Raw genomic sequence first — 20,393 nt, forward strand, 5'->3', positions numbered from 1 at the left:
ATGCGGCGTGCGATCCACGGCTGGGCGCCGCCCTGTGCGCCGCTGGTGGCAGGTGTTCGGCGTGGCCGGCGTGGCCGCGACGGTGGTGTATTCGCTCGACCTGTCCGCCGCGGTCAACTCCGCCTGCTTCATCGCCATCGCCGTCGGCACCATCGCCGCGTGCTTCTCCGCGCCGCGCCGGTTCACCGCCCGCTCCCGGTACGCGTGGCCGTTCATGGGCGCCGCCGCCGTGCTGTTCCTGATCGGCCTGATCGTCCGGCCGTCGGTCACCGCCCAGCCGCTGCTGGCCGACGCCGCGACCGTCCCCGGGTACGTGCTGCTCGCCATCTTCTTCGCGGTCCTGCTGCGGGCCCGGGGCAGCGTCGAGCGGCACGCGATCCTCGACGGGCTGATCGTCTGCCTGGCCGGCGGGCTGGCCAGCGCCCTGCTGCTCGCCGCGCCGGCCGCCGCCATCACCGACCGCCCGCTGGTCGTCTCCGTGCTCGCCGGGCTCTACCCGCTGTTCGACGTGGTGCTGCTCGCGCTGGGCATCAACCTGACCTTCACCGCGCGTACGTGGCCGCCGAGCCTCATCGCCCTGGTCACCGGCACCGGGCTGATGGTGGTCGGCGACCTCGCGTACGCGATCATCGGGGTGTCCGGGCGCACCTACGCGTCGCCCCTGCTGGACGTGCCGTTCCTGCTCTCGTACACGCTGCTCGGGGTCAGTGCCCTGCACCCCTCGGTGGCGGAGCTGGGCCGTGCCGACCGGCACCCGGTGCAGGCGTGGTCGTGGCAGCGCATGACGCTGCTGGTGCCCGCGGTCGCCACCCCGTTCGTGCTGCTGATGACCGTCGGCGACCGCTCGTCCGAGTACCGCGCGCTGATCGGCGCCTGCGGCCTGGCGATCGTGGCCCTGCTCATGCTGCGCGCCGTGTCCGCCGTGCAGGCCCACGTGGCCGCGCAGCTGCACTCGGAGTACCAGTCGATGCACGACCCGCTGACCGGCCTGCCCAACCGCAGGATGATCACCGCCGAGGTGGAACGGCTGGTCGCGGGCCTGCCGCCGGGTCCGGCCCGGGTCTGGGCAGGCCTGCTCGACCTCGACGGCTTCAAGTGGGTCAACGACTCGTGGGGGCACGACACCGGCGACCAGCTCGTCATCGAGGTGGCCGCCCGGCTGCGCGCCGCGGTGCCGTCCGGGACCCTGCTCGCCCGGGTCGGCGGGGACGAGTTCCTGGTCGCGTACGTCGGTGAGGAGACCGGGGCGCTGCGGCTCGTCGACGACATCCAGGGCTGCTTCGCCACGCCGGTGCCCGTCCGCGACACCGAGGTCGTGATCAGCGCGTCGATCGGCCTGGCCCACGCGCCGGGCGGCGGCGACGCGGCGGCGGTCGCCGAGGCCCTGCTGCGCGACGCGGACACGGCCATGTACCGCTCCAAGGGCGAGGGGCCCGGCCGGAGCACGATCTTCGACGCGTCGATGCACGACCGGGTGCGCGAGCGCATCGAGCTGGAGGGCGCGCTGCGTACGGCGCTCGCCGAGAACAGGCTGACCGTCGTCTACCAGCCGATCGTGCGGCTCGACAGCGGCCGGCCCACCGGCGCGGAGGCGCTGGTGCGCTGGACCCACCCCGAGCGCGGCCCGATCCCGCCGATGACGTTCATCCCGGTCGCCGAGGACGCCGGGCTGATCGACGCCCTCGGCACCTGGGTGCGCAACGAGGCGCTGAGCCAGCTGGCCCGCTGGCGTGCCGACGGCACCGTGGACGGCGACTTCTACCTGTCGATCAACGCCTCGCCGCGCCAGCTCGAGGATCCCCGGCTGCCGGTGATCGTCGCCGGGGAGCTGCGCCGGTACGGCGTGCCGGCCTCGGCCGTGGCGGTCGAGATGACCGAGTCGGTGATGGCCGACGGCGGCGGCATCGCCGCCCGGGTCCTGTACGAGCTGCGCCAGCTGGGCCTGCGCCTGCTCGTCGACGACTTCGGCACCGGCTTCTCGGCGCTGGGCTACCTGCGCCGGTTCCCGGTGACCGGGGTGAAGATCGACCGGTCGTTCGTCTCCGGGCTCGGGGAGAGCGCCGAGGACGAGGAGATCGTCCGGGCCGTGGTGGCGATGAGCCGGGCGCTGGGGCTGAGCATCGTCGCCGAGGGGGTGGAGACCCGGGTCCAGCGCGACGCGCTCGCCGCCGTCGGCGTCACCCAGGCGCAGGGCTGGCTCTGGGGTCCCGGCGTGGCACCCGAGGACTTCGCGCTGCACTGGGCCGCGGACCGGCACGCACCCGGCCCGGCACCGCTGGCGGCCGGGAACCCCTGACGGCTGGTTTATTCCCGGGACGTGACAAACGTCTCCCCTCCCACTGGCGCACCACGGGCGAGTCGGGCATTATTCGCTCGCCCGGGTTTCTCGCATCGGGACCCGCGCTGCCGATCAACGGGTCAGCTGCCGCTAACGGGACAGGGAGGCGACATTCATGACGACTTTGCTCGAGGCCGACGGTTCGGTGATCTGGCTCGTGGCCGTGCTGGTGGTGCTGGCCTCCGGACTGGCCGCCGCCCTGCTGGCCGCCAGCCGCGCCAACGGCACCCCGATGCGCGTCGAGCACCGCTCGCCGGAGCGCTGACCGGCACCCCGCCGCCTGATGCGGCAGGCTGGGGGCATGCGCTTCGCCACCTGGAACGTGAACTCCGTCAAGGCCCGCCTCCCGCGCCTGCTGGACTGGCTGGACGGGACCCGGCCCGACGTGCTGTGCCTGCAGGAGACCAAGGTCGGCGCCGACGCCTTCCCGGCCGCCGAGGTGGCCGAGCTGGGTTACGAGACCGCGGCGTACGGCCAGGGCCGCTGGAACGGCGTCGCCCTGCTCTCCCGCGTCGGCCTCGACGACGTCCGGCGCGGCTTCGACGGCGAACCCGGGTACCCCGAGCCCGAGGCACGCGCGATCAGCGCCACCTGCGGCGGGATCCGCTTCACCTCGCTCTACGTGCCCAACGGCCGTACGCCGGACGACCCGCACTATGCGTACAAGCTGGCCTGGTTCGCCGCCCTGCGGTCCGCCCTCGCCGAGCAGAAGGGCCCGGCCGTGCTGGCGGGCGACTTCAACGTCGCGCCGGCCGACGAGGACGTGTGGGACGTCCGGGTCTTCGCCGGTTCCACGCACGTCACCCCGCCCGAGCGCGACGCCCTCGCCGCCCTTCGGGACCTGGGGTTCACCGATGTCGTCCCGCGCCCGCTGAAGGGCGACCGGCCGTACACCTACTGGGACTACCGGGCCGGGATGTTCCACCAGAACAAGGGCATGCGCATCGATCTCGTGTACGCCACCGCGGACGTGGCCGCGGCGGTCCGCGACGCCGTGGTCGACCGGGAGGCCCGCAAGGGCAAGGGACCCTCCGATCACGCGCCGATCGTGGTCGACACCGATCCGCAGTCCGGCTTCGGCGCCCGCGACCAGCGCCTACCCGGCGCGTAGGGTGGGTGGACGCGACCGAGAGGAGGGACCGCGATGACAGCCCAGCTTCCGCTGCAGGGCGACCGGCACGCGAGCGGTCCGTCCCTCGCGCCCCCCGCCCTGCTCCGCGCGGTCCTCGACGCCTCGGCCGAGGCGATCGTCGTGTGCGCCGCCGCGGACGACACGGTCGTGCTGGTCAACGCGGCCGCCGCCGAGCTCGTCCCGGCGCTGGCGCCCGGCTCCCGCGCGACCCTCGCCCCGGGCGCCGAGACGTTCACCGACGTCGTCGCGGGCCGGCAGGTCCACGGCCGCCGGCGTCCGCTCGACGAGGATCACTACGCGTGGTATCTGCGCGACTGCACCGAGGAGTTGCTCCGGGCCGAGCAGTCGCGGGCCGAGCGGGCGCGCACGGAGTTCCTCGCCGAGGCGGGGCGGCGGTTGTCCGCGTCGCTGCATCGGCGGCGCTGCCTGCGTACGACGGTCGAGCTGGCGGTGTCGCACCTGGCCGACGCCGCCGTGGTCGTGCTGCCCGCCGACCGCCGGCAGAGCGAGTGGGTCCGGCTGGTCACCGGCGGCCGGGTGGAGGAGGGCACGCTGCGGGAGCAGGTGCTCGCCGAGGTGCCGAGCCTCGAGGACGCGCTCGCCGGCTTCCCGCCCATCCCCAGCCGCTGGCTGGACGCCTCCCAGGTGCCCGGCTGGCTGCTGCCCGGCGACTTCGGACCGGTCGGCGCGCTGCTCGTGACGCCGCTGCCCGGCAACGCGGAGCCGGCCGGCGCGCTGATCCTCGCCCGGCGCGGCGCCGGCGCGACGTTCGCCCCCGACGACGAGATGCTCGCGCGCATCTTCGCCGCCCGCGCAGGCGCGGCGATCTCGGCGGCCGCGCTCTACCGCGAGCAGGTCGACACGACGGCGATCCTCCAGGCGGACCTGCTGCCACCCCAGCTGCCCCGGCCGGACGGCGTCGAGCTGGCCGGCTCGTACCAGGCCGCCCGCGACGCGCTGCGGATCGGCGGCGACTTCTTCGACGTCTTCGAGACCGCCCCGGCCGGCGGCTTCGGCGGGCCCACCACGACGGCCGGTCAGGCCGGCGGCTTCGGCGGGCCCACCACGACAGCCGGCCAGGCCGGGGGTCCGGAGGCGGGCCCGGGCGGCGAGACGGTGATCGCGCTCGGCGACGTGTGCGGCAAGGGGCCGGAGGCGGCCGTGCTGACCGGCAAGATCCGGCAGACGCTGCGGGCGTTGTCCCTGGTCGAACGCGACCCCGCCGTCATGGTCCGGGTGCTGAACCGGGCCCTGCTCAGCGCCGGGCGCCAGCACCGGTTCGTCACGCTGGTCGTCGGCACGATCACCCGCGCCGAGCACGGCCGGGTCCGGATCGACCTGGCCACCGGCGGGCATCCGGTGCCGCTCGTGCTGCGCGCCGACGGCACGGTCGAGGCGGCCCCGATCCGGGGCACCCTGGTCGGCGTCGTCCCCGAGATCTCCGTGCACCCCGGCACGGTCGAGCTGGCACCGGGCGAGCTGTGCCTGCTCTACAGCGACGGCCTCACCGAGGCGCGTGGCGGCCCCTCCGGCCAGGAACAGTACGGCGAGGCCCGGCTGCACGACGCCCTGGCGAGCTGCCGCGGCATGCCCGTCGACGCGGCCGTCGAGCGGATCCGGCAGCTCGTCTCCGACTGGGTGCACGGCGGGGTGCGCGACGACATCGCCATGCTGGCCGTGCGCGCGCCGGCCCGGACCAAGCTCAGCCTGATGGACACGGGCCCGGCCGGGTCGCCGTTCGCGATCGACGCCCGCCGGGGCGAGCGGAGGAACCGCGCCCGCTGATGACCGCCTTCACCAGCACTCCCCCGGGCTCGCTCGACGACCCGGAGGTCGCCGCGGAATATCTGCGCCTGGTCGGCGACGGCGACGAGTACGGCGCGATCGAGGTCGTCAACGGCCTGCTCGACGCGGGCGTGCCGGCCCCGCGGATCATGCTCGACCTCATCGCGCCCACCCAGGGCCGGGTCGGCGAGCTGTGGGCGGCCAACGAGTGGTCGATCGCCCGCGAGCACGCGGCGACCGCGATCAGCGAGCGCGCCCTGGCGGCGGTGTCCGCCCGGTCGGCCGCCCGGCCCACCCGCGGCCGGGTGACGGTGGCCTGCGTCGACGGCGAATGGCATGCCCTGCCCGTACGGATCCTCGGCGAGATGCTGCGGCTGGACGGCTGGCGGGTCGACTTCCTCGGGGCCAGCGTGCCGGGCCCGCACCTGGTCACCCACCTGCACCAGACCGGCCCGGACGCGGTGGCGCTCAGCTGCATGATCGCGACCCGGTTGCCGCGGGCGCACGCGGCGATCACGGCGTGCCGCTCGGCCGGGGTCCCGGTGATCGCGGGCGGGCGCGGGTTCGGCCCCGACGGGCGCTGGGCGCACCGGCTCGGCGCGGACGCGTGGGCCGCCGGCGCGCAGGAGGCGGTGGTCCGGCTGGCGCGGGACTGGCCGCCGGTGGTCGGGGACCCGTACGGCAACGGCTTCCTCGGCGACGACGAGTACACGTACGTGGCGCGCCACCGCGGCGATCTGGTGCACGGCGCGATGGCGCGGCTCGTGGCCGAGTACCCGCCGGTCGCCGCGTACGACCAGCGCCGGCTCGACTCGACGCTGGAGGACCTGGGCCACGTGGTGGACTTCCTCGCCGCCGCGCTGTACGTCGGCGACCCGGAGGTGTTCACCGACTTCGCCGCCTGGACGGCCGCGGTGCTCGAGGCCCGCGGCGTGCCGGCGACCGCCCTGGTGGCCGGCCTCCGGCTGGTACGCGACCAGCTCCGCGACTTCCCGGCGGCGACGGCCACCCTCGACGCGGGGCTGACCCGGATCGCCGGATAAACGGCTGGCGCGACGCGCGGGGCCGGACTACCGTGGGGCGCATGATCTCCTGAGACGCTGCCTCTGCCGCATTCCGGCACCGGGTAGTTCCGGCGGCGTACGTCCGCCGTGGGTCCGCCGCAACCGGCGCCCGGGGCTCATCGCGCTCTTTCTCTCCACGGCACTCCCCCTCGACATTGCGAGGAGGCACCACCATGCCTGCCCAGCCCTTCTCCGTCCACGTCGATCCGGACGATCTCGCCCGCGCCGACCTGACCGCGGCGGTGGACGTGCCACCGGCCACCGGCCGCACGGACACCCGCCCCGGCCGCGCGGCCCGGCACGGCGCCGGCGACGACCGCCAGGCCGCCCGGGAACGCTCCGGCCGGGCCCGCTCCGGCCGCGCCGCGGCGGCCGGCACCGGCCGTTCCTACGCCTTCCGCCGCAGCTGACCGGCCCCGCCGATCCGCCGCGACCGTCCGGCCCGGCCAAGCGGCACCGCTGATCGGACGCGACCGTCCGGCACCGCTGATCCGCACAGCGATCGGCACCGCTGATCGACGCTGCCGGCCTCACGACGGACCGGCGCATCGGCGCGGCTGAACGGCACGGCGCATCGGCGCGGCTGATCGGCGCGGCTGATCGGGATAGATCGGGTTGGAAGGCCGGGACCCTTGCCGGGGTCCCGGCCTTCCGTTGTCCGGACCTCCGCCGGGCCGGGCCGATGAGTGGACGGCGGCGGTCCGGGGCTCAGCCGAGGCGCGCGTACACGTCGTCGAGCAGCCCGTGGTACATGTCGCTGCGGGTGTTGAAGTTCGGGCCCCCGATGCGCAGCGGCAGGTTGTTGCCGATGGACAGCTCGGCCGGGATCGCGATGCTGCCGCTGTCCCTGCCGTCGACGTAGACGGTGAGCCGGGTGCCCGAGCGCTGGCACATGACGTCGTGCCACTTGTTGTCGGCCACCCCGGCCTTCGAGCGGACCAGGTAGGGGGTTGCCGAGCCCTGGCCGACGACGACGCAGTGCGCCTTGGCCTGGTTGGCGCCGATCTGCAGCTTCCACTGGCTCTCGGTGTCGACGACGCCCTTCTGCACGACGTTCGAGGAGCCGGTCACCTGGGCCTTGGTGAGGCGCAGGGTGGCGCCCCAGCGGAACAGGCGGGTGCCCGGGTCGAGGTCGGGGTCGTCGGTCCCCTCCAGCAGGGCGCGCGGGCAGGCGGAGGCCTTCGCGGCGCAGGGTACGGGGAAGGCGGCGTACTTGTCGGCGGTGGTGCCGTTGAAGTTGATCCGTCCCCGGTCGGCGGTGCGGACGGTGAGCGCGCTGCCACGCCCGGAACGATCGGCGACCCGGCCGCCCGCGACGGTTCCCGTGTCGAAGGTGTACCGCGCGACGGTGACCGGCGCGGGTGCTCCCGCGGCGGCCCTCGCGGAGAAGGCGCTGGCGGCGGTGGCGGCGCTCGCGGAGGGGGCAGCGGCGCTCGCGGGGGCGGCGGTGGCGGCGAGGCCCGCGGTCAGGAGGGGCAGAGTCAGGACAGTCGTGGCGATTCTGACGGAGAGGTGCATGAGCAGAAGGTACTTTCAGCACGAAACACCGCGAAGTGCCCGAACTCGGTGTTTCGGGCAGGCCTCGGAGCAGACCGGCCGACGCTCACGGCAGACCGGCCGAGGCTCGGCGGCAGACCGGCCGGGGCTCAGAGCAGACCGGCCGACTCCGCAATCATGCAGACGGCCACCAGGCGCATCAGGTGCCACTCGGCGGCGAGCCAGGCGGAACCCGACAGGTACGCGTGGCCGGGCTGCGGCAACGGCCGGCCCATCCGCTGGGCGGCGGCGGCGACGGACTTGGCGTACGCGGCCAGCCCCTCGGCGTCGACCTCGCGGCCGGCGTGGTGCAGGGCGTCGCGCACTGCGGCGGCGTGCTGGTCGACCTGGGCGAGCAGGCCGGCGTCGCCGAGGGCCGCGGCGAGGCCGTCGACGCCCACCCGCGCCATCATCTCGTCCAGCAGCGCGCGGGCCGGGTCGACGGCGGGAGCGGCGGAAATCGGGGCGAAGGCGAGGAATTCGTTCGTCATGGGAAGGACGCTAGGGCCTCCGGGCCGCCGCCGACAGGCGGGTAACCGAACGGCACCCGACCGCTCCCCACAGCGCACCTCCGCCACCGCCGACACCACCGGCCGCCGCCCAGAGCCGGCCGATGCCCGGGGCCGGCCGCCGCCCGGGGCCGGCCGGTGCCCGCCGAAGCCGACCGGTGCCCACCCGACGCCGACCGGTGTCGCCCGCAGCCGGCAGATGCCGCCGGGTGCGCCCGGCCGCCCGGTCAGGCCGGCAGCTGGTCCATGGCGCGGTAGATGCGCTTGTCGGAGACCGGGTACGCCGTACCCAGAGACTGCGCGAAGAAGTTGATCCGCAGCTCCTCGATCATCCAGCGGATCTCGCGCAGGCCCTCGTCGGCCGGGCCGCCCCGCGGCAGTTCGTCGCGCAGCTCCCTGTACTCGCCCTCGATCTCCTGGAGCTGCGCCATCAGCTGCCGATCCCGCGCCAGGTTGCCGCCGAGGCGGTCGAGGCGGTACGCGATCCCCTTCAGGTAGCGGGGCAGGTGGTGCAGCTGGCGCCAGCCCGTGTCGGTCACGAAGCCCGGATACACCAGCGCCTTGAGCTGCGCCCGGATGTCGGCGAGGGCCGGCACCATCGCCGGGTCGCGGGTGGTGCCCAGCCGCTGGCCGATCTCGTACGCGGTCGCGAGCACCGCCCGCACCTGGGTGACCACCGTGGCGGTGGCGTCGACCAGGTCGGCCCGGACCTCCTCGCGCAGCCGGGTGAACTCCTCCGTCGACCAGACCGGCCCGCCCGCGTCCTGCACCAGCCGGTCCACGGCCGCGCCCGCGCAGTCGTCCAGCAGGTCGGCGATCGAGCGGTACGGGTTGCCCCGCGACAACTCCAGCTTCGCCCGGTTGTCCAGCCGCCCCTGAAGGTAGCGCGCGGCCGGCGGGAGCGTCAGCAACAGCAGCCTGCGGGTGCCGGCGCGCATCGCCTCCCGCTGCTCCGCCTCGGTCTCGAACACGCGGACCGCCACGCTGTCGCCGTCGTCGGCCAGGGCCGGGTGGACGGTGACCTCGTAGCCGCCGCGGACCTGCTGGATCGTGCGGGGCAGCGTACCGAAGTCGTTGGTGGTGAGGCCGCGCCGCTCGATGTCGCCGGCCGCCGCGGAGATCGTGGCCTGGACCTTCGGGGCCAGGGCGGTGCGCAGCACCTCGAGGTCGCGGCCCTCGCCCACCACGTCGCCGTCCTCGTTGATCACCTGGAAGTTCATCCGCAGGTGGTCGGGGACCTGGCCGGGCCGCCAGGCGTCGCGCGGCACCACCGTGCCGGTCAGCCGGCGCAGCTCGTCGCCGACCGCGTCGCTGAGCGCACCGCGGCGCACCGGCACGCGGGCCAGCACGGCGTCGGCCCAGTCGGGCACCGGCACGAAGCTCGTCCGCAGGTGCTTGGGCAGCGCCCGGATCAGCGCCACGACGATGTCGCGCCGCAGGCCGGGAACGTTCCAGCCGAAGTCGTCCGCGTCGATCTTGTTGAGCAGCGCCAGGGGCACGCGGACGGTCACCCCGTCGGCGGCGGTGCCGGGTTCGAACTGGTACGAGAGCGGGAGGCGTACGCCGCCGGCCAGCCACGCGTCCGGGTACGCGGCCGGGTCGACCGCGTCGCGATCCGCGTTGACCAGCATCTCCCGGGTGAAGGTGAGCAGCTGCGGGTTCTCCCGGCGCTCCTTCTTCCACCAGGCGTCGAAGTGCCGGGCGGAGACGACGTCGGCGGGGATGCGCGCGTCGTACAGGGCGAAGACCGTCTCGTCGTCGACCTTGATGTCGCGCCGCCGGGCCCGGTTCTCGATCTCCTCGATCCGCTCGAGCAGGCGCGCGTTCTCGGCGAGGAAGCCGTGGTGGGTGTCCCAGTCGCCCTCGACGAGCGCGCTGCGGATGAACAGCTCGCGGCACAGCTCCGGGTCGACCTTCGCGTAGCCGGTCTTGCGCCGGGGCACGATCGGCAGCCCGTAGAGGGTCACCTTCTCGTACGCCATGACGGCGCCCTGCTTCTTCTCCCAGTGCGGCTCGCTGTAGCTGCGTTTGACCAGGTGCGGCGCCAGCTTCTCGGCCCACTCGGGCTCGATCCGCGCGTTGACCCGGGCCCACAGCCGCGAGGTCTCCACCAGCTCGGCCGACATGACCCACCGCGGCTGCTTCTTGAACAACGCCGAGCCCGGGAACAGCGCGAACTTGGCCCCGCGCGCGCCGAGGTACTCCCGCTTGTCGACGTCCTTCAGTCCGATGTGGCTGAGCAGGCCGGCCAGCAGGGCGGTGTGGAAGCGCTGGCCGTCCGGTATCCGCTCGTCGTCCTCGGTGAACTCCAGGCCGAGGTTGCGGGCGACCTGCCGCAGCTGGGCGTAGATGTCCTGCCATTCGCGGACGCGCAGGTAGTTGAGGAACTCCGCGCGGCACAGCCGGCGGAACTGGTTGCCGGAGAGCTCGCGCTGCTTCTCCCGCAGGTAGCGCCACAGGTTGAGGTAGCTGAAGAAGTCCGATTCCTTGTCGGTGAACCGGGCGTGCTTCTCGTCCGCCTGCTGCTGCCGGTCGGAGGGGCGCTCGCGCGGGTCCTGGATCGACAGCGCCGCGGCGACCACCATGACCTCGGCCACGCAGTCCTGCCGCCCGGCCTCGATCACCATCCGGGCCAGCCGCGGGTCGACCGGAAGCTGCGCGAGCTGGCGGCCCATCGGGGTCAGCTTGCGGTTGCCGAGCGCGCCCAGCTCCTCGAGGAGCTTGATGCCGTCGGTGACGTTGCGCCGGTCCGGCGGGTCGATGAACGGGAAGGCGGCCAGGTCGCCCAGCCCGATGTTGGTCATCTGGAGGATGACCGAGGCGAGGTTGGTCCGCAGGATCTCCGGCTCGGTGAACTCGGGGCGGCCCTCGAAGTCCTCCTCGGAGTACAGCCGGATGCAGATGCCGTCGCTGGTCCGCCCGCAGCGGCCCTTGCGCTGGTTGGCGCTGGCCTGCGAGACCGGCTCGATGGGCAGCCGCTGCACCTTGAGCCGGTTGCTGTACCGGGAGATGCGCGCGGTGCCGGGGTCGATGACGTAGCGGATGCCGGGCACGGTCAGCGAGGTCTCGGCGACGTTGGTGGCGAGCACGACCCGCCGGCCGGTGTGCCGCTCGAAGACCCGGTGCTGCTCGGCGGCGGAGAGCCGGCCGTACAGCGGGACGATCTCGGTGTCACGCAGGTCGCGGCGGTTCAGCGCGTCGGCGGCGTCGCGGATCTCCCGCTCGCCGCTGAGGAACACCAGGATGTCGCCGCGGCTCTCGCGGCCGAGCTCGTCGACCGCGGCGGCGATGCCGTCGATCAGGTCGACCGGTTCCTCGCGCTCCTCCTCGGTCTCCTCGACCAGCGGCCGGTAGCGCACCTCGACCGGATAGGTCCGCCCCGACACCTCGATCACCGGCGCGGGCTGGGCCGCTTCCGACGCCTGGTCCTCCGGACGGCGCGGAGAACCCGGAACTACGAACTGCGCGAAGTGCTCGGCGAAACGCTGCGTCTCGATGGTCGCCGAGGTGATGATGAGCTTGAGGTCGGGGCGCTGCGGCAGCAGCTGCTTCAGGTAGCCGAGGATGAAGTCGATGTTGAGGCTGCGCTCGTGCGCCTCGTCGATGATCAGGGTGTCGTAGCGGCGCAGCATCCGGTCGTGCTGGATCTCCGCCAGCAGGATGCCGTCCGTCATCACCTTGATCATGGTCTGGTCGGACACCTGGTCGGTGAAGCGGACCTTGTAGCCGACCGTCGCGCCCAGCGGGGTGCCGAGCTCCTCGGCGATCCGCTCGGCCACCGTGCGGGCGGCGATCCGCCGCGGCTGGGTGTGCCCGATCTGGCCGCGCACGCCGCGCCCCAGCTCCACGCAGATCTTGGGGATCTGCGTGGTCTTGCCGGAGCCGGTCTCGCCCGCGACGATCACCACCTGGTGGTCGCGGATCGCGGCCAGGATGTCGTCCTTGCGGGCGCTGACCGGCAGCTCCGGCGGATAGGAGACCCGGGGCACGCTCGCCAGCCGCGCGTCGCGGCGCTCCTCGGCCCGGGTCACGTCGCCGGTGATCTCGGCGAGCACCGCGGCCCGCGCGGCCTCGTCGCGGATCTTGCGGGTGCCCTCGAGCCGCCGCTGGAGCCGGCGCTCGTCGCGAGGGAGCAGGTCGGACATTCTGCGGCGGAGCTCGACGAGGTCCTCGCTTACGGGCGTTACAGACATGGCGCGTCAACAATAGGCACACCCGGCCCGGAATGCCCGGTGATTATCGCCGCCCCCGGCTCAGCCGAGGCGGGAGAGCCCGTCGATCTGCCCCATCTCCTCGTCCGAGAGCACGAAGCCGCCGATCTGCGCGTTGCGGGCGATGCGCTCGGGGGTGCCGCTCTTGGGGATGACGACGAACCCGTGCTGTACGTGCCAGCGCAGCACCACCCGGGCCGGATCGACGCCGTGCGCGGTGGCGATCCGGGTGAGCACCGGGTCGTGCAGGTTCGTGGTCTTGAACGGCGAGTAGCCCTCGACCACGACGCCGCGCTCGCGGTGCCCGGCGACGAGCTTGGCGTCGTACAGCTTCGGCCCCCAGCGGATCTGGTTGACGGCCGGCCTCTCGCCGGTCGCGGCGACCAGCTCGTCGAGGTCGTCGAGGTCGTAGTTGCTGACGCCGACAGCGTGCGCGCGGCCCTCGTCGCGGGCGACCAGGAACTCGCGCCACACGGCCACCGATCCGCCCCGGCGCGGCGGCCAGTGGATCAGCCACAGGTCGACGGCGTCGAGACCGAGCGCGGCCAGGCTGGCGTCGAGGGTCTCCCGCTCCCGGCCGGCCCGCTCCGGCGGCAGCTTGGTGGTGACGAAGACCTCGTCGCGGGGCACACCGCTGTCGGCGATCGCCCGGCCGACCTCGGCCTCGTTGCCGTACATGGTGGCGGTGTCGAGATGCCGGTAGCCGGCTTCCAGGGCCTCCCGGACGGCCTCGTACGCGGCGTCACCGCGCAGTTGCCAGGTGCCGAAGCCCAGCAGGGGCATGGCGAGCGGGCCGCCGAGGGACACGGAGGGAAGGGTCATGCCTCCATCTTGCTCCGGCCACATCATTGCCGCCCCGCAACAAATTTCCCGCCGCCCGTGTCCGCCGGGCGGTCCGGGTCTTTATGCCTGCGACATCGCCGAGTGAAGAGATCCGGAGCACGCATGATCGTCGTCGCAGAGGACCACGAGGACATCCTGTTCGTGCTGCAGCGCGCCCTCGAGCGCGCAGGCCATCAGGTCGTCGCCACCACCGACGGCGCCGCGGCGCTGGAGGCCGTCCGCGAGCACCGGCCGGACGTCGTGGTGACCGACGTCGACATGCCGCGGATGAGCGGGCTGGAGCTGTGCCGGGCGATCCGCGCCGACGAGGGCCTGCGGCACATCCCGGTGGTGCTGGCCAGCGGGTCGATGCTGCCCGGCGACGCCCGGGCGGCCGAGGTGGGCGCGAACGCCACGCTGCTCAAGCCGTTCCTGCCGGCCCAGCTGCTGGCCTGCGTGGCGGAGCTGATGCCGCCTCCGCCGGCCTGACCGCGTGCCCGTCGCCGTCCGGCGAGATCGCCGCCCGGCGGGCGAGCGCCCGCTCGAGCAGGGCCCGGTCGAGGGCCTCCCGGTCGAGGGCCTCCCGGCCCGGGCCGCCCGGGTCCGGCTCGGCGGTGGCCAGCGGCAGGGTGAAGGTGAACCGGGTGCCGCCCCCGGGGTTGTCGGACACGCCGATCGCGCCGCCGTGCCGCTCCACGATCCGGCGGCAGATGGCCAGGCCGAGGCCGGTGCCGGCGTACCCGGCGGCGGTCCGGGCCCGGTGGAACGACTCGAAGATGACCGGCTGGTCGTCGGCCGGGATGCCGATGCCCCGGTCGGCGACCTCGATCCGCGCCCAGCCCTCCTCGGCCGGCCCGGCGGTGACGTCGATCCGGGCCGCCCGGCCCGACGCGACGTACTTCAGGGCGTTGCCGACGAGGTTGTCCAGCACGTGCCGCAGCATCGCGGGATCCGCCCGGACCACGGGCAGCGGGCCGACGTAGATCTCCGGCGGCGGCGCACCGGGCGCGCGCGGCTGCTGCGTACGCTGCTCGATCACGTCCGCGACCAGCGGACCGAGCGGGACCGGCCGCAGCTTGAGCGGCGCGTCCCGGGCGGTGGTGTACGCCAGCAGCGTGTCGATCATGGCGGCCATCCGGTCCACCGCGCCGGCGATCCGGTGCAGCGACCCCCGCACCTCGGCCAGCTCGGCCTCGCCGGGCACGCCCTCGAGCTCGTCGACGGCGGTCTCGCAGTGCCCGCGGATCACCGCCAGCGGCGCCTTCAGGTCGTGGGCGACCACGCCGGCGAAGACCGCCAGGTCCGTCTCGTAGCGGCGCAGCTCGGTGATGTCGTGGAAGACCGCGACGGCGCCGTGCTGGCCGGCGCTGGGGTCGAGCGGCCGGCCGTCGACGCTGACCAGGATCCCGTCCGGGCGGCCCTCGTTGCGGATGACCATCTCCACGCCGTCGGACGCTTCCCCGCGCAGCGCCCGCACCAGCGGCATCTCGTCGATCGGGAACGGCGTCTGCCCGTCGGGGCGGTACAGCCCGTAGTGCTGCTGCCAGCCGTCCGGCCCGTCGACGTCGTCGGCGACCCCGAGCAGCGCCTTCGCCGCCGGGTTGTGCAGCAGGAAGGCGCCGTTCTCGTCGACCACGCCGACGCCGTCGCCGAGGCTGGCCATGATCGCGCTCAGCAGGCCCGCCTGGCGCCGGCTCTCCGCCTCGGCGGTCCGCAGGCCGGCGGTCGCGGCGAGCACCTGCTCATGGGCCCGCGAGCGGCTGGTGGCGAGCACCCACACGAGCAGGGCCAGCATGACCGTGATGCCGATGCCGCCGATCAGCACGGCGGTGGGGGTGGCCGTACGGGCCCCAGGCAGATACCGCGAGTCGGCCCCGGTCACCAGCGTCCACTGGCGGTCGGCGACCGGGAAGGTGGCGCGGCGGGTCAGCTCCCGGGAGCCGCGGGCGTCGTACGCGGCCACCTCGACGCGGCGGCCCGTGCCGTCGGTCGCGTACAGCTCGCCGTCGATGAGCCCCTGGCTGGCGGTGCTGAGCACGCCGCCGAGGAAGTCCCTGCCGTGCAGTCCGAGGGCGAGCCAGCCGCGGAACACCGGCGTCGCGCCGGGAGCCGCGGCCACGGCGAAGATCGGCGAGACGAACAGGAACGACAGCTGCTGCCGGGCCGCCGGGATGGCCCGGTCCCGCAGCAGCACGTACGCGGCGGACACCGTGGGCTGCCCGGTGCGGCGCGCCTCCACCAGCGCGGCGGTGGGTTCCGGGGCGGCCGACACGTCGATGCCGAGCGGGCTCGCGGCGCCGCTGTTGAGCGGGCGGCGCAGCACCGGGAAGAGGTGCTCGGGGGCGGCGCCGCGCGGCTCGAGGGTCAGGCCCGCCGCGCCCCGGGACCGCCACAACCGTTCGGTCTCCCCGATCCGGTCCGGGGCGGCCGGGACGACCAGCGCCACCGAGGTGGCGCCGACCAGCCCGGCGCGGTCCAGCGGGGCGGTGGCGGCGGCGAAGTCGGCGGCGGTCAGCCGGGCGTTGGTGCCCAGCCCGGCGGCGACCGCCTGGAGCAGGTCGCGGTACCGCCCGGTCTCGCCCGTGACGGCGGCCCGGGCGACGGCCGTACGCTGGTCCATCACCCGGTCGCCGACGGCGTGCTGCTCGGCCCGGAGCGCCCCGACGGTCAGCAGGGTGACGGCGACGCCGACCGCGAGCACGACGGCGACCAGCACCGGGCCGACGGAGCGCCCGCGCCACGCTGTCGGCCGCCTGCTTCTCACCGAACCGAGCATAAGAGGCAAATCGCCCCCGGCGAGCCTACTTCCAGGTGTCGTACTGGTACAGCTTCCAGGAAGCCATGATGCCGGTGACCTTGGTGTAGTAGTTCGGGTCGGTCGCGTACCCGGCCTTCCACACGCTCCAGATGAACTTGTTGGCGTTCTTCGTGTACGCGAACGCCGGCTTGTAGCGCGGGTTCACCCGGAGGAAGTTGCCGTGGTCCCGGAAGGAGTGCGACTGGGTGGCGTACGTCCGGAAGGCGGCCGAGGTCGAGAAGCAGTTGCCGGCCTTGGTGCACTCGTTGGTCCGGTAGACGTGGCAGCCGTTGGCGAGCTTGCCGTACGAGGTGCCCTGGCACTTGATCCCGAAGAAGTTCTTGTCGACGGTCGAGAGGCCGCTGCGTCCCCAGCCCGACTCCAGGATGGCCTGGGCGATGGTGACCGACGGCGGGACGCCGTACTCGCGCCAGCCGCGCTGCGCCCCCGGCACCGACGCGCGGATGAACTGCTCGGGGGTCAGCGTCACCGTGGGGGCGGGCACCGACGAACCCGTGCACGCCGGCACCGGCCCCGAGTACAGGTAGGCGTGCGAGATGTACGCGCCGGACGACGTACGGTCCCACTGGGTCGTGGTCCGGACCGTGCCGTTGACGTTCTGGCCGGTGACCGCGCAGGCGAGGTCGACCTTGGCGCCGGAGACGACGGTGCCGATGACCGCACCGGAGGTCGACGGCGCCGAGCGCAGGTTGACCCGGCCGTCGAAGCTCTTCACCGTGCCGACGACGTACTTCTTCCTCGCGACCGGTTTGGCCTTCGGCGGCACCGCGGTCGGGGAGCTGACCGCGCAGCGCGGCAGCGCGCGCGAGGCGGAGACGTAGCCGTGCGAGATGTACCGGCCCGTGCTGAGCCGGTCCCACGCGGTGGTGGTCCGCAGCGTGCCCTTGACCCTCTGACCGGTCTGCGTGCACTCGACGGTGATCTTCTGCCCGTTCCGCAGCGTCCCGACGATCTTCGCGGTCAGCGACGGCCCCGACCGGACCTTGAGCGTGGAACCCACCTTGACGGTCGCGGACACCCCGGCGGCGCTGGCGGCCTGCGGTGCCACGACCAGTCCGGCACCGAGGGCGGCGACCAGCAGCGGGCCGGTGAGCAGTCGTCGGGCGGAAAGCAACATGCACGTCCCCTCGTCACGGCCTCGGCGTCCCCTGCGCGTCGGCTCCGTTAGAAGGTCGCGGCGGGCCGTTGCGGGCCGAGAGCGCCCGCGGGTGCAGTCACGTTGCCGGCCCCGGCCGCGCTTGAAAACGGCGCGGGATGGGCATTGCGGAACCGCCCAGTCGTGACGTTCAGGAGGACACCCGCCGATGACGGCCCTGGCTTCCCGCCCCGTGCAGACCGAGACAGCGCCCGCCGCCGCGCGCCGCGGCGTCACCCACGTGTTCGGCCATGCGTTCGTCGGCCTGCTCGCCGCCGCGGGCGTCGCCCTCGTGTACTACCTGTGCGTCCGCACGCCGCTGGGCCAGACCGTGGACACGCTGGTCATGCGGGGCGCCGACGTGGACCATCCCCGGGTCGTGCAGGTGCTCGACCGGGCCCTGAACGGCACGACGCTGGTCAGCCTCGTGGCGATCTGCCTGGCCGCCGCGGCGATCGGCGTCGTCCGCCGCCGCGCCGACCTGGCGATCGGCGCGGCCATCCTGGTGCTGGGCGCCAACGCCACCACGCAACTGCTCAAGAGCCGGCTCCCCCGCCCCGACCTGGACGGCTTCCCGGCACCGAACTCGTTCCCCAGCGGCCACACCACCGCGGCGGCGGCGGTCGCGTTCGCGCTGATCCTGGTGCTGCCGTTCGCCGTACGCGGCACGGTCGCGCTGGCCGGCGCGGCGTACGTGACGATCATCGCGATCGCCACCGTCTGGGCCGGGTGGCACCGCCCGAGCGACACCGTCGCCGCCCTGCTGGTCGTGCTGGCCTGGGGCGCGCTCGCGTCGGCGTTCGTCCGGGCCCGCCGGGTCCGGATCACCGGCGTGACCGCCCGCCCCAACCGCAAGGCGATGCTGATGTTCGGCGTGACCGGCGCCGTCACCGCGGTGCTCGGCGTCCTCGGCCTCGGCGCCGTGGCCGTCGCCGAGCGGGCCGCCCCGGACCTCGCCTCCGGCCGCCTCGCCTTCGCCGCCGGCATCGCGGCGATCACCGCGGCGGTCGCGGCCGTCTTCACCGTGTGGGTCCGCCTCGCCGCCGGCGACCAGCCCGCGAACCCGCCGGCGCTGTCAGACTGAGACCTGAGGAGGCTCTCATGACCATCCCGACCCCCGACCCCGCAGCCATGCCCGGCACCTCCGGCACCGTCCCGCCCGGCCCGGCGGGCGTCCCGGCCACCCCACCCGCCGCGGCCGGCACCAGCGCCCCCGGCCCGACCGTCGCGGTGGCCACGTACCCCGACTACGCCCTCGCCCAGCAGGCCGTCGACTACCTCTCGGACAACAAGTTCCCGGTCGAGCGCACCAGCATCGTCGGCACCGACCTGCGCCTCGTGGAGAACGTCCTCGGCCGCATGACCACGGTCCGCGCCGCGATGGCCGGCGCCGCCAGCGGCGCCTGGTTCGGCATCTTCCTGGGCCTGTTCTTCGGCCTGTTCAGCGACTCCAACTGGTTCAGCGTCATCTTCCTGGGCCTGCTCATCGGCGCCCTCTGGGGCGCGGTCTTCGGCGCCATCGCCCACGCCATGACCCGAGGCCGCCGCGACTTCTCCTCCCGCAGCAGCCTCCAGGCCGCCCAGTACGCGATCATCGTCGAAGCGGACGTCGCCGACGAGGCCCGCCAGCTCCTCACCCGCCTCAACTGGCGCACCAGCGGCGCCAGCTGAGCGAAAACGGCCAAGCGCCGTCTCCGGTCCCGGAGGCGGCGCCTTCTTCCGTACGCCCGCACCGGCACCCCGTCCGCGTCGTGGCCGAGCCCTCAGGAGCCCGACGGGTGTGCGGTCAGACGCCGGCAATCTCCGCCGGGTCCCGGCTGACGATCAGGTTGCGCGACGTCCACGGCCGGGGAGCCTCGCCGAGCACCATGATCCGTTGCCGCGTCGTCCGCGGCACCCCGGGCGGCAGAACCGGCGCCAGCACCTCGAACACCCGCTGCGCCTCCGGCCACCCGAACTCATCCCACGTCGGCGTCGCCAACAGCCAGAACCCGCCCGCAGCCAACCTCTCCACCTGAACGAACGCCCCACTGGCCCGCAACGCCGGCAGACCACCCAGACGCTCGCCCAACTCCTCGGCCAGCACCGTAAGCCAGCCGTAATCGCGCACCACCTGCCGCGACATCTGCCGCCCGTCCGTACGGTTCAGCAAATGCTCCAGCGGCGGGGCGTACCCTTCCTCCAGCAGATAGATGCTGCCGGAACTCGGATTCGACCGCTGAGCGACTTCGTGCAGAACGGCCAGCAGATCACGCTGACCCGCAGCGCTACTCGCCACCTCATCCTCGACCTCGGTGAACAGCTCCACCCAACCGTCACGGTGTTCCATCGCCACCGACAGATCGAGCAGACTTCGCCGGCCCTGCTCGTCATTCAGGATGATCTCCACGGAAGCAATTCTCGGCAGGTCCGCCAGCCGACCGAGCAGGCGGGCCAAAGCCTCCTCGGAATAGGTCTCCACCGGCTCGTCCAGCTCAAGAATCTGCTGCACCGAGACACCCGCACGCCAACCGAACGGCTCATACGCATCCCACTCGATCTCAGCCGGCGGCGCGGTACGCACATGCCGGCCAGGAGTACCCAGCAACCGCTCGAAACACAACCTGAACCACAACCGAGCCGCCTCCACGACACGGTCACGGTCCGACCCCACCGACAACGTCAACTGCGCAGCCACACCGCGGCGCGGCAGAACAACCGGCTCACGGTCATGCGCCTGGTCCACGTACGACTCACCGCTCCTCCATAGTGGGGTCGGCGCCGGGACTCTTGCCCCGGGCAGCGACCGCATCCGGTTCATCCCGCGAGGTCGAACATACTGCGCCTGAGCGCCTCAGCGCTGCCGAGGGCCAGCACCGCCGGCGCCGCAGGAGCCAGCGCCCACCCACCCAGAGCGCACACCACACCGACACCACCGGCAAAGGCCCAGCCTCTCACCTTGTCCTCGACCTCGGCTATTCAGACTGAATGCGACGCATCGAGGGTGATGAAGGAAAGGTGCACCTGACCTGCAAGGATGTGGGTGTCTAGACCATGTCCACAG

At 73.6% G+C, this 20,393-nt stretch carries 16 protein-coding genes; 9 read left to right on the top strand and 7 right to left on the bottom strand.

Annotated features, from left to right (window positions below; translation table 11 throughout):
- Positions 1 to 7: 7 nt before the first annotated feature.
- From CLV70_RS04170 to CLV70_RS38945, 6 genes are all read left to right on the top strand, one after another.
- Positions 8 to 2,296 (top strand): putative bifunctional diguanylate cyclase/phosphodiesterase, encoded by a 2,289-nt coding sequence (locus CLV70_RS04170; protein ID WP_245908001.1) that lies wholly within the window; start codon positions 8 to 10, stop codon positions 2,294 to 2,296.
- 157 nt (positions 2,297 to 2,453) lie between these two features.
- Entirely contained in the window at positions 2,454 to 2,603 is a 150-nt protein-coding gene (locus CLV70_RS39575) for a hypothetical protein (RefSeq protein WP_158277698.1), read from the top strand.
- A gap of 36 nt (positions 2,604 to 2,639) precedes the next feature.
- A complete protein-coding gene (locus CLV70_RS04175) occupies positions 2,640 to 3,449 on the top strand; it encodes an exodeoxyribonuclease III (RefSeq protein WP_106124934.1) in 810 nt (269 codons plus the stop codon).
- Positions 3,450 to 3,482: 33 nt separating this feature from the next.
- Positions 3,483 to 5,255, top strand: coding sequence for a PP2C family protein-serine/threonine phosphatase (locus CLV70_RS04180; RefSeq protein WP_106124935.1), 1,773 nt, complete (start codon positions 3,483 to 3,485; stop codon positions 5,253 to 5,255).
- On the top strand, positions 5,255 to 6,298 hold the full coding sequence (locus CLV70_RS04185) for a cobalamin-dependent protein (RefSeq protein WP_106124936.1): 1,044 nt from the start codon (positions 5,255 to 5,257) through the stop codon (positions 6,296 to 6,298). The genes CLV70_RS04180 and CLV70_RS04185 overlap by 1 nt, the downstream gene beginning before the upstream one ends.
- A gap of 194 nt (positions 6,299 to 6,492) precedes the next feature.
- Complete coding sequence (locus tag CLV70_RS38945; protein ID WP_146163946.1) at positions 6,493 to 6,729, top strand: hypothetical protein; 237 nt, start codon at positions 6,493 to 6,495, stop codon at positions 6,727 to 6,729.
- 298 nt (positions 6,730 to 7,027) lie between these two features.
- Here the strand turns inward: CLV70_RS38945 and CLV70_RS04195 are convergent, their stop codons facing one another.
- The 4 genes from CLV70_RS04195 to CLV70_RS04210 all read right to left on the bottom strand — a co-directional run bounded on the left by CLV70_RS04195 (position 7,028) and on the right by CLV70_RS04210 (position 13,397).
- Entirely contained in the window at positions 7,028 to 7,837 is an 810-nt protein-coding gene (locus CLV70_RS04195; RefSeq protein ID WP_106124938.1) for a LamG-like jellyroll fold domain-containing protein, read from the bottom strand.
- A gap of 128 nt (positions 7,838 to 7,965) precedes the next feature.
- Entirely contained in the window at positions 7,966 to 8,346 is a 381-nt protein-coding gene (locus CLV70_RS04200; protein WP_106124939.1) for a DUF6401 family natural product biosynthesis protein, read from the bottom strand.
- Positions 8,347 to 8,591: 245 nt separating this feature from the next.
- A complete protein-coding gene (gene hrpA / locus CLV70_RS04205; RefSeq protein ID WP_106124940.1) occupies positions 8,592 to 12,557 on the bottom strand; it encodes an ATP-dependent RNA helicase HrpA in 3,966 nt (1,321 codons plus the stop codon).
- 60 nt (positions 12,558 to 12,617) lie between these two features.
- A complete protein-coding gene (locus CLV70_RS04210; RefSeq protein WP_170148564.1) occupies positions 12,618 to 13,397 on the bottom strand; it encodes an aldo/keto reductase in 780 nt (259 codons plus the stop codon).
- A 123-nt stretch (positions 13,398 to 13,520) separates the two neighbouring features.
- Between CLV70_RS04210 and CLV70_RS04215 the strand changes: the two genes are divergently transcribed.
- The gene (locus CLV70_RS04215; protein ID WP_106124941.1) at positions 13,521 to 13,886 is read left to right on the top strand and encodes a response regulator; all 366 of its coding nucleotides are present in this window, start codon (positions 13,521 to 13,523) and stop codon (positions 13,884 to 13,886) included.
- Here the strand turns inward: CLV70_RS04215 and CLV70_RS04220 are convergent.
- Positions 13,819 to 16,161 (bottom strand): ATP-binding protein, encoded by a 2,343-nt coding sequence (locus tag CLV70_RS04220; RefSeq protein WP_245908002.1) that lies wholly within the window; start codon positions 16,159 to 16,161, stop codon positions 13,819 to 13,821. The two genes, CLV70_RS04215 and CLV70_RS04220, sit on opposite strands and share 68 nt — an antisense overlap.
- 37 nt (positions 16,162 to 16,198) lie before the next feature.
- The gene (gene gsmA, locus CLV70_RS04225) at positions 16,199 to 17,332 is read right to left on the bottom strand and encodes a sporangiospore maturation cell wall hydrolase GsmA (protein WP_106124943.1); all 1,134 of its coding nucleotides are present in this window, start codon (positions 17,330 to 17,332) and stop codon (positions 16,199 to 16,201) included.
- Between the two features lie 187 nt (positions 17,333 to 17,519).
- Between gsmA and CLV70_RS04230 the strand changes: the two genes are divergently transcribed.
- Positions 17,520 to 18,434 carry a phosphatase PAP2 family protein gene (locus CLV70_RS04230; protein WP_106124944.1) on the top strand — a complete coding sequence of 305 codons (915 nt, stop codon included), beginning with the start codon at positions 17,520 to 17,522 and terminating at the stop codon, positions 18,432 to 18,434.
- Between the two features lie 17 nt (positions 18,435 to 18,451).
- A complete protein-coding gene (locus tag CLV70_RS04235; protein ID WP_106124945.1) occupies positions 18,452 to 19,021 on the top strand; it encodes a general stress protein in 570 nt (189 codons plus the stop codon).
- Positions 19,022 to 19,136: 115 nt separating this feature from the next.
- On the opposite strand, the gene CLV70_RS04240 is transcribed toward CLV70_RS04235, so the two are convergent.
- A complete protein-coding gene (locus CLV70_RS04240) occupies positions 19,137 to 20,075 on the bottom strand; it encodes a hypothetical protein (RefSeq protein WP_146163947.1) in 939 nt (312 codons plus the stop codon).
- Positions 20,076 to 20,393 lie beyond the last annotated feature (318 nt).

Origin of the sequence: Pseudosporangium ferrugineum, from assembly GCF_003002065.1 — a bacterium.
In the GTDB taxonomy this organism is placed as follows: Bacteria; Actinomycetota; Actinomycetes; order Mycobacteriales; family Micromonosporaceae; genus Actinoplanes; species Actinoplanes ferrugineus_A.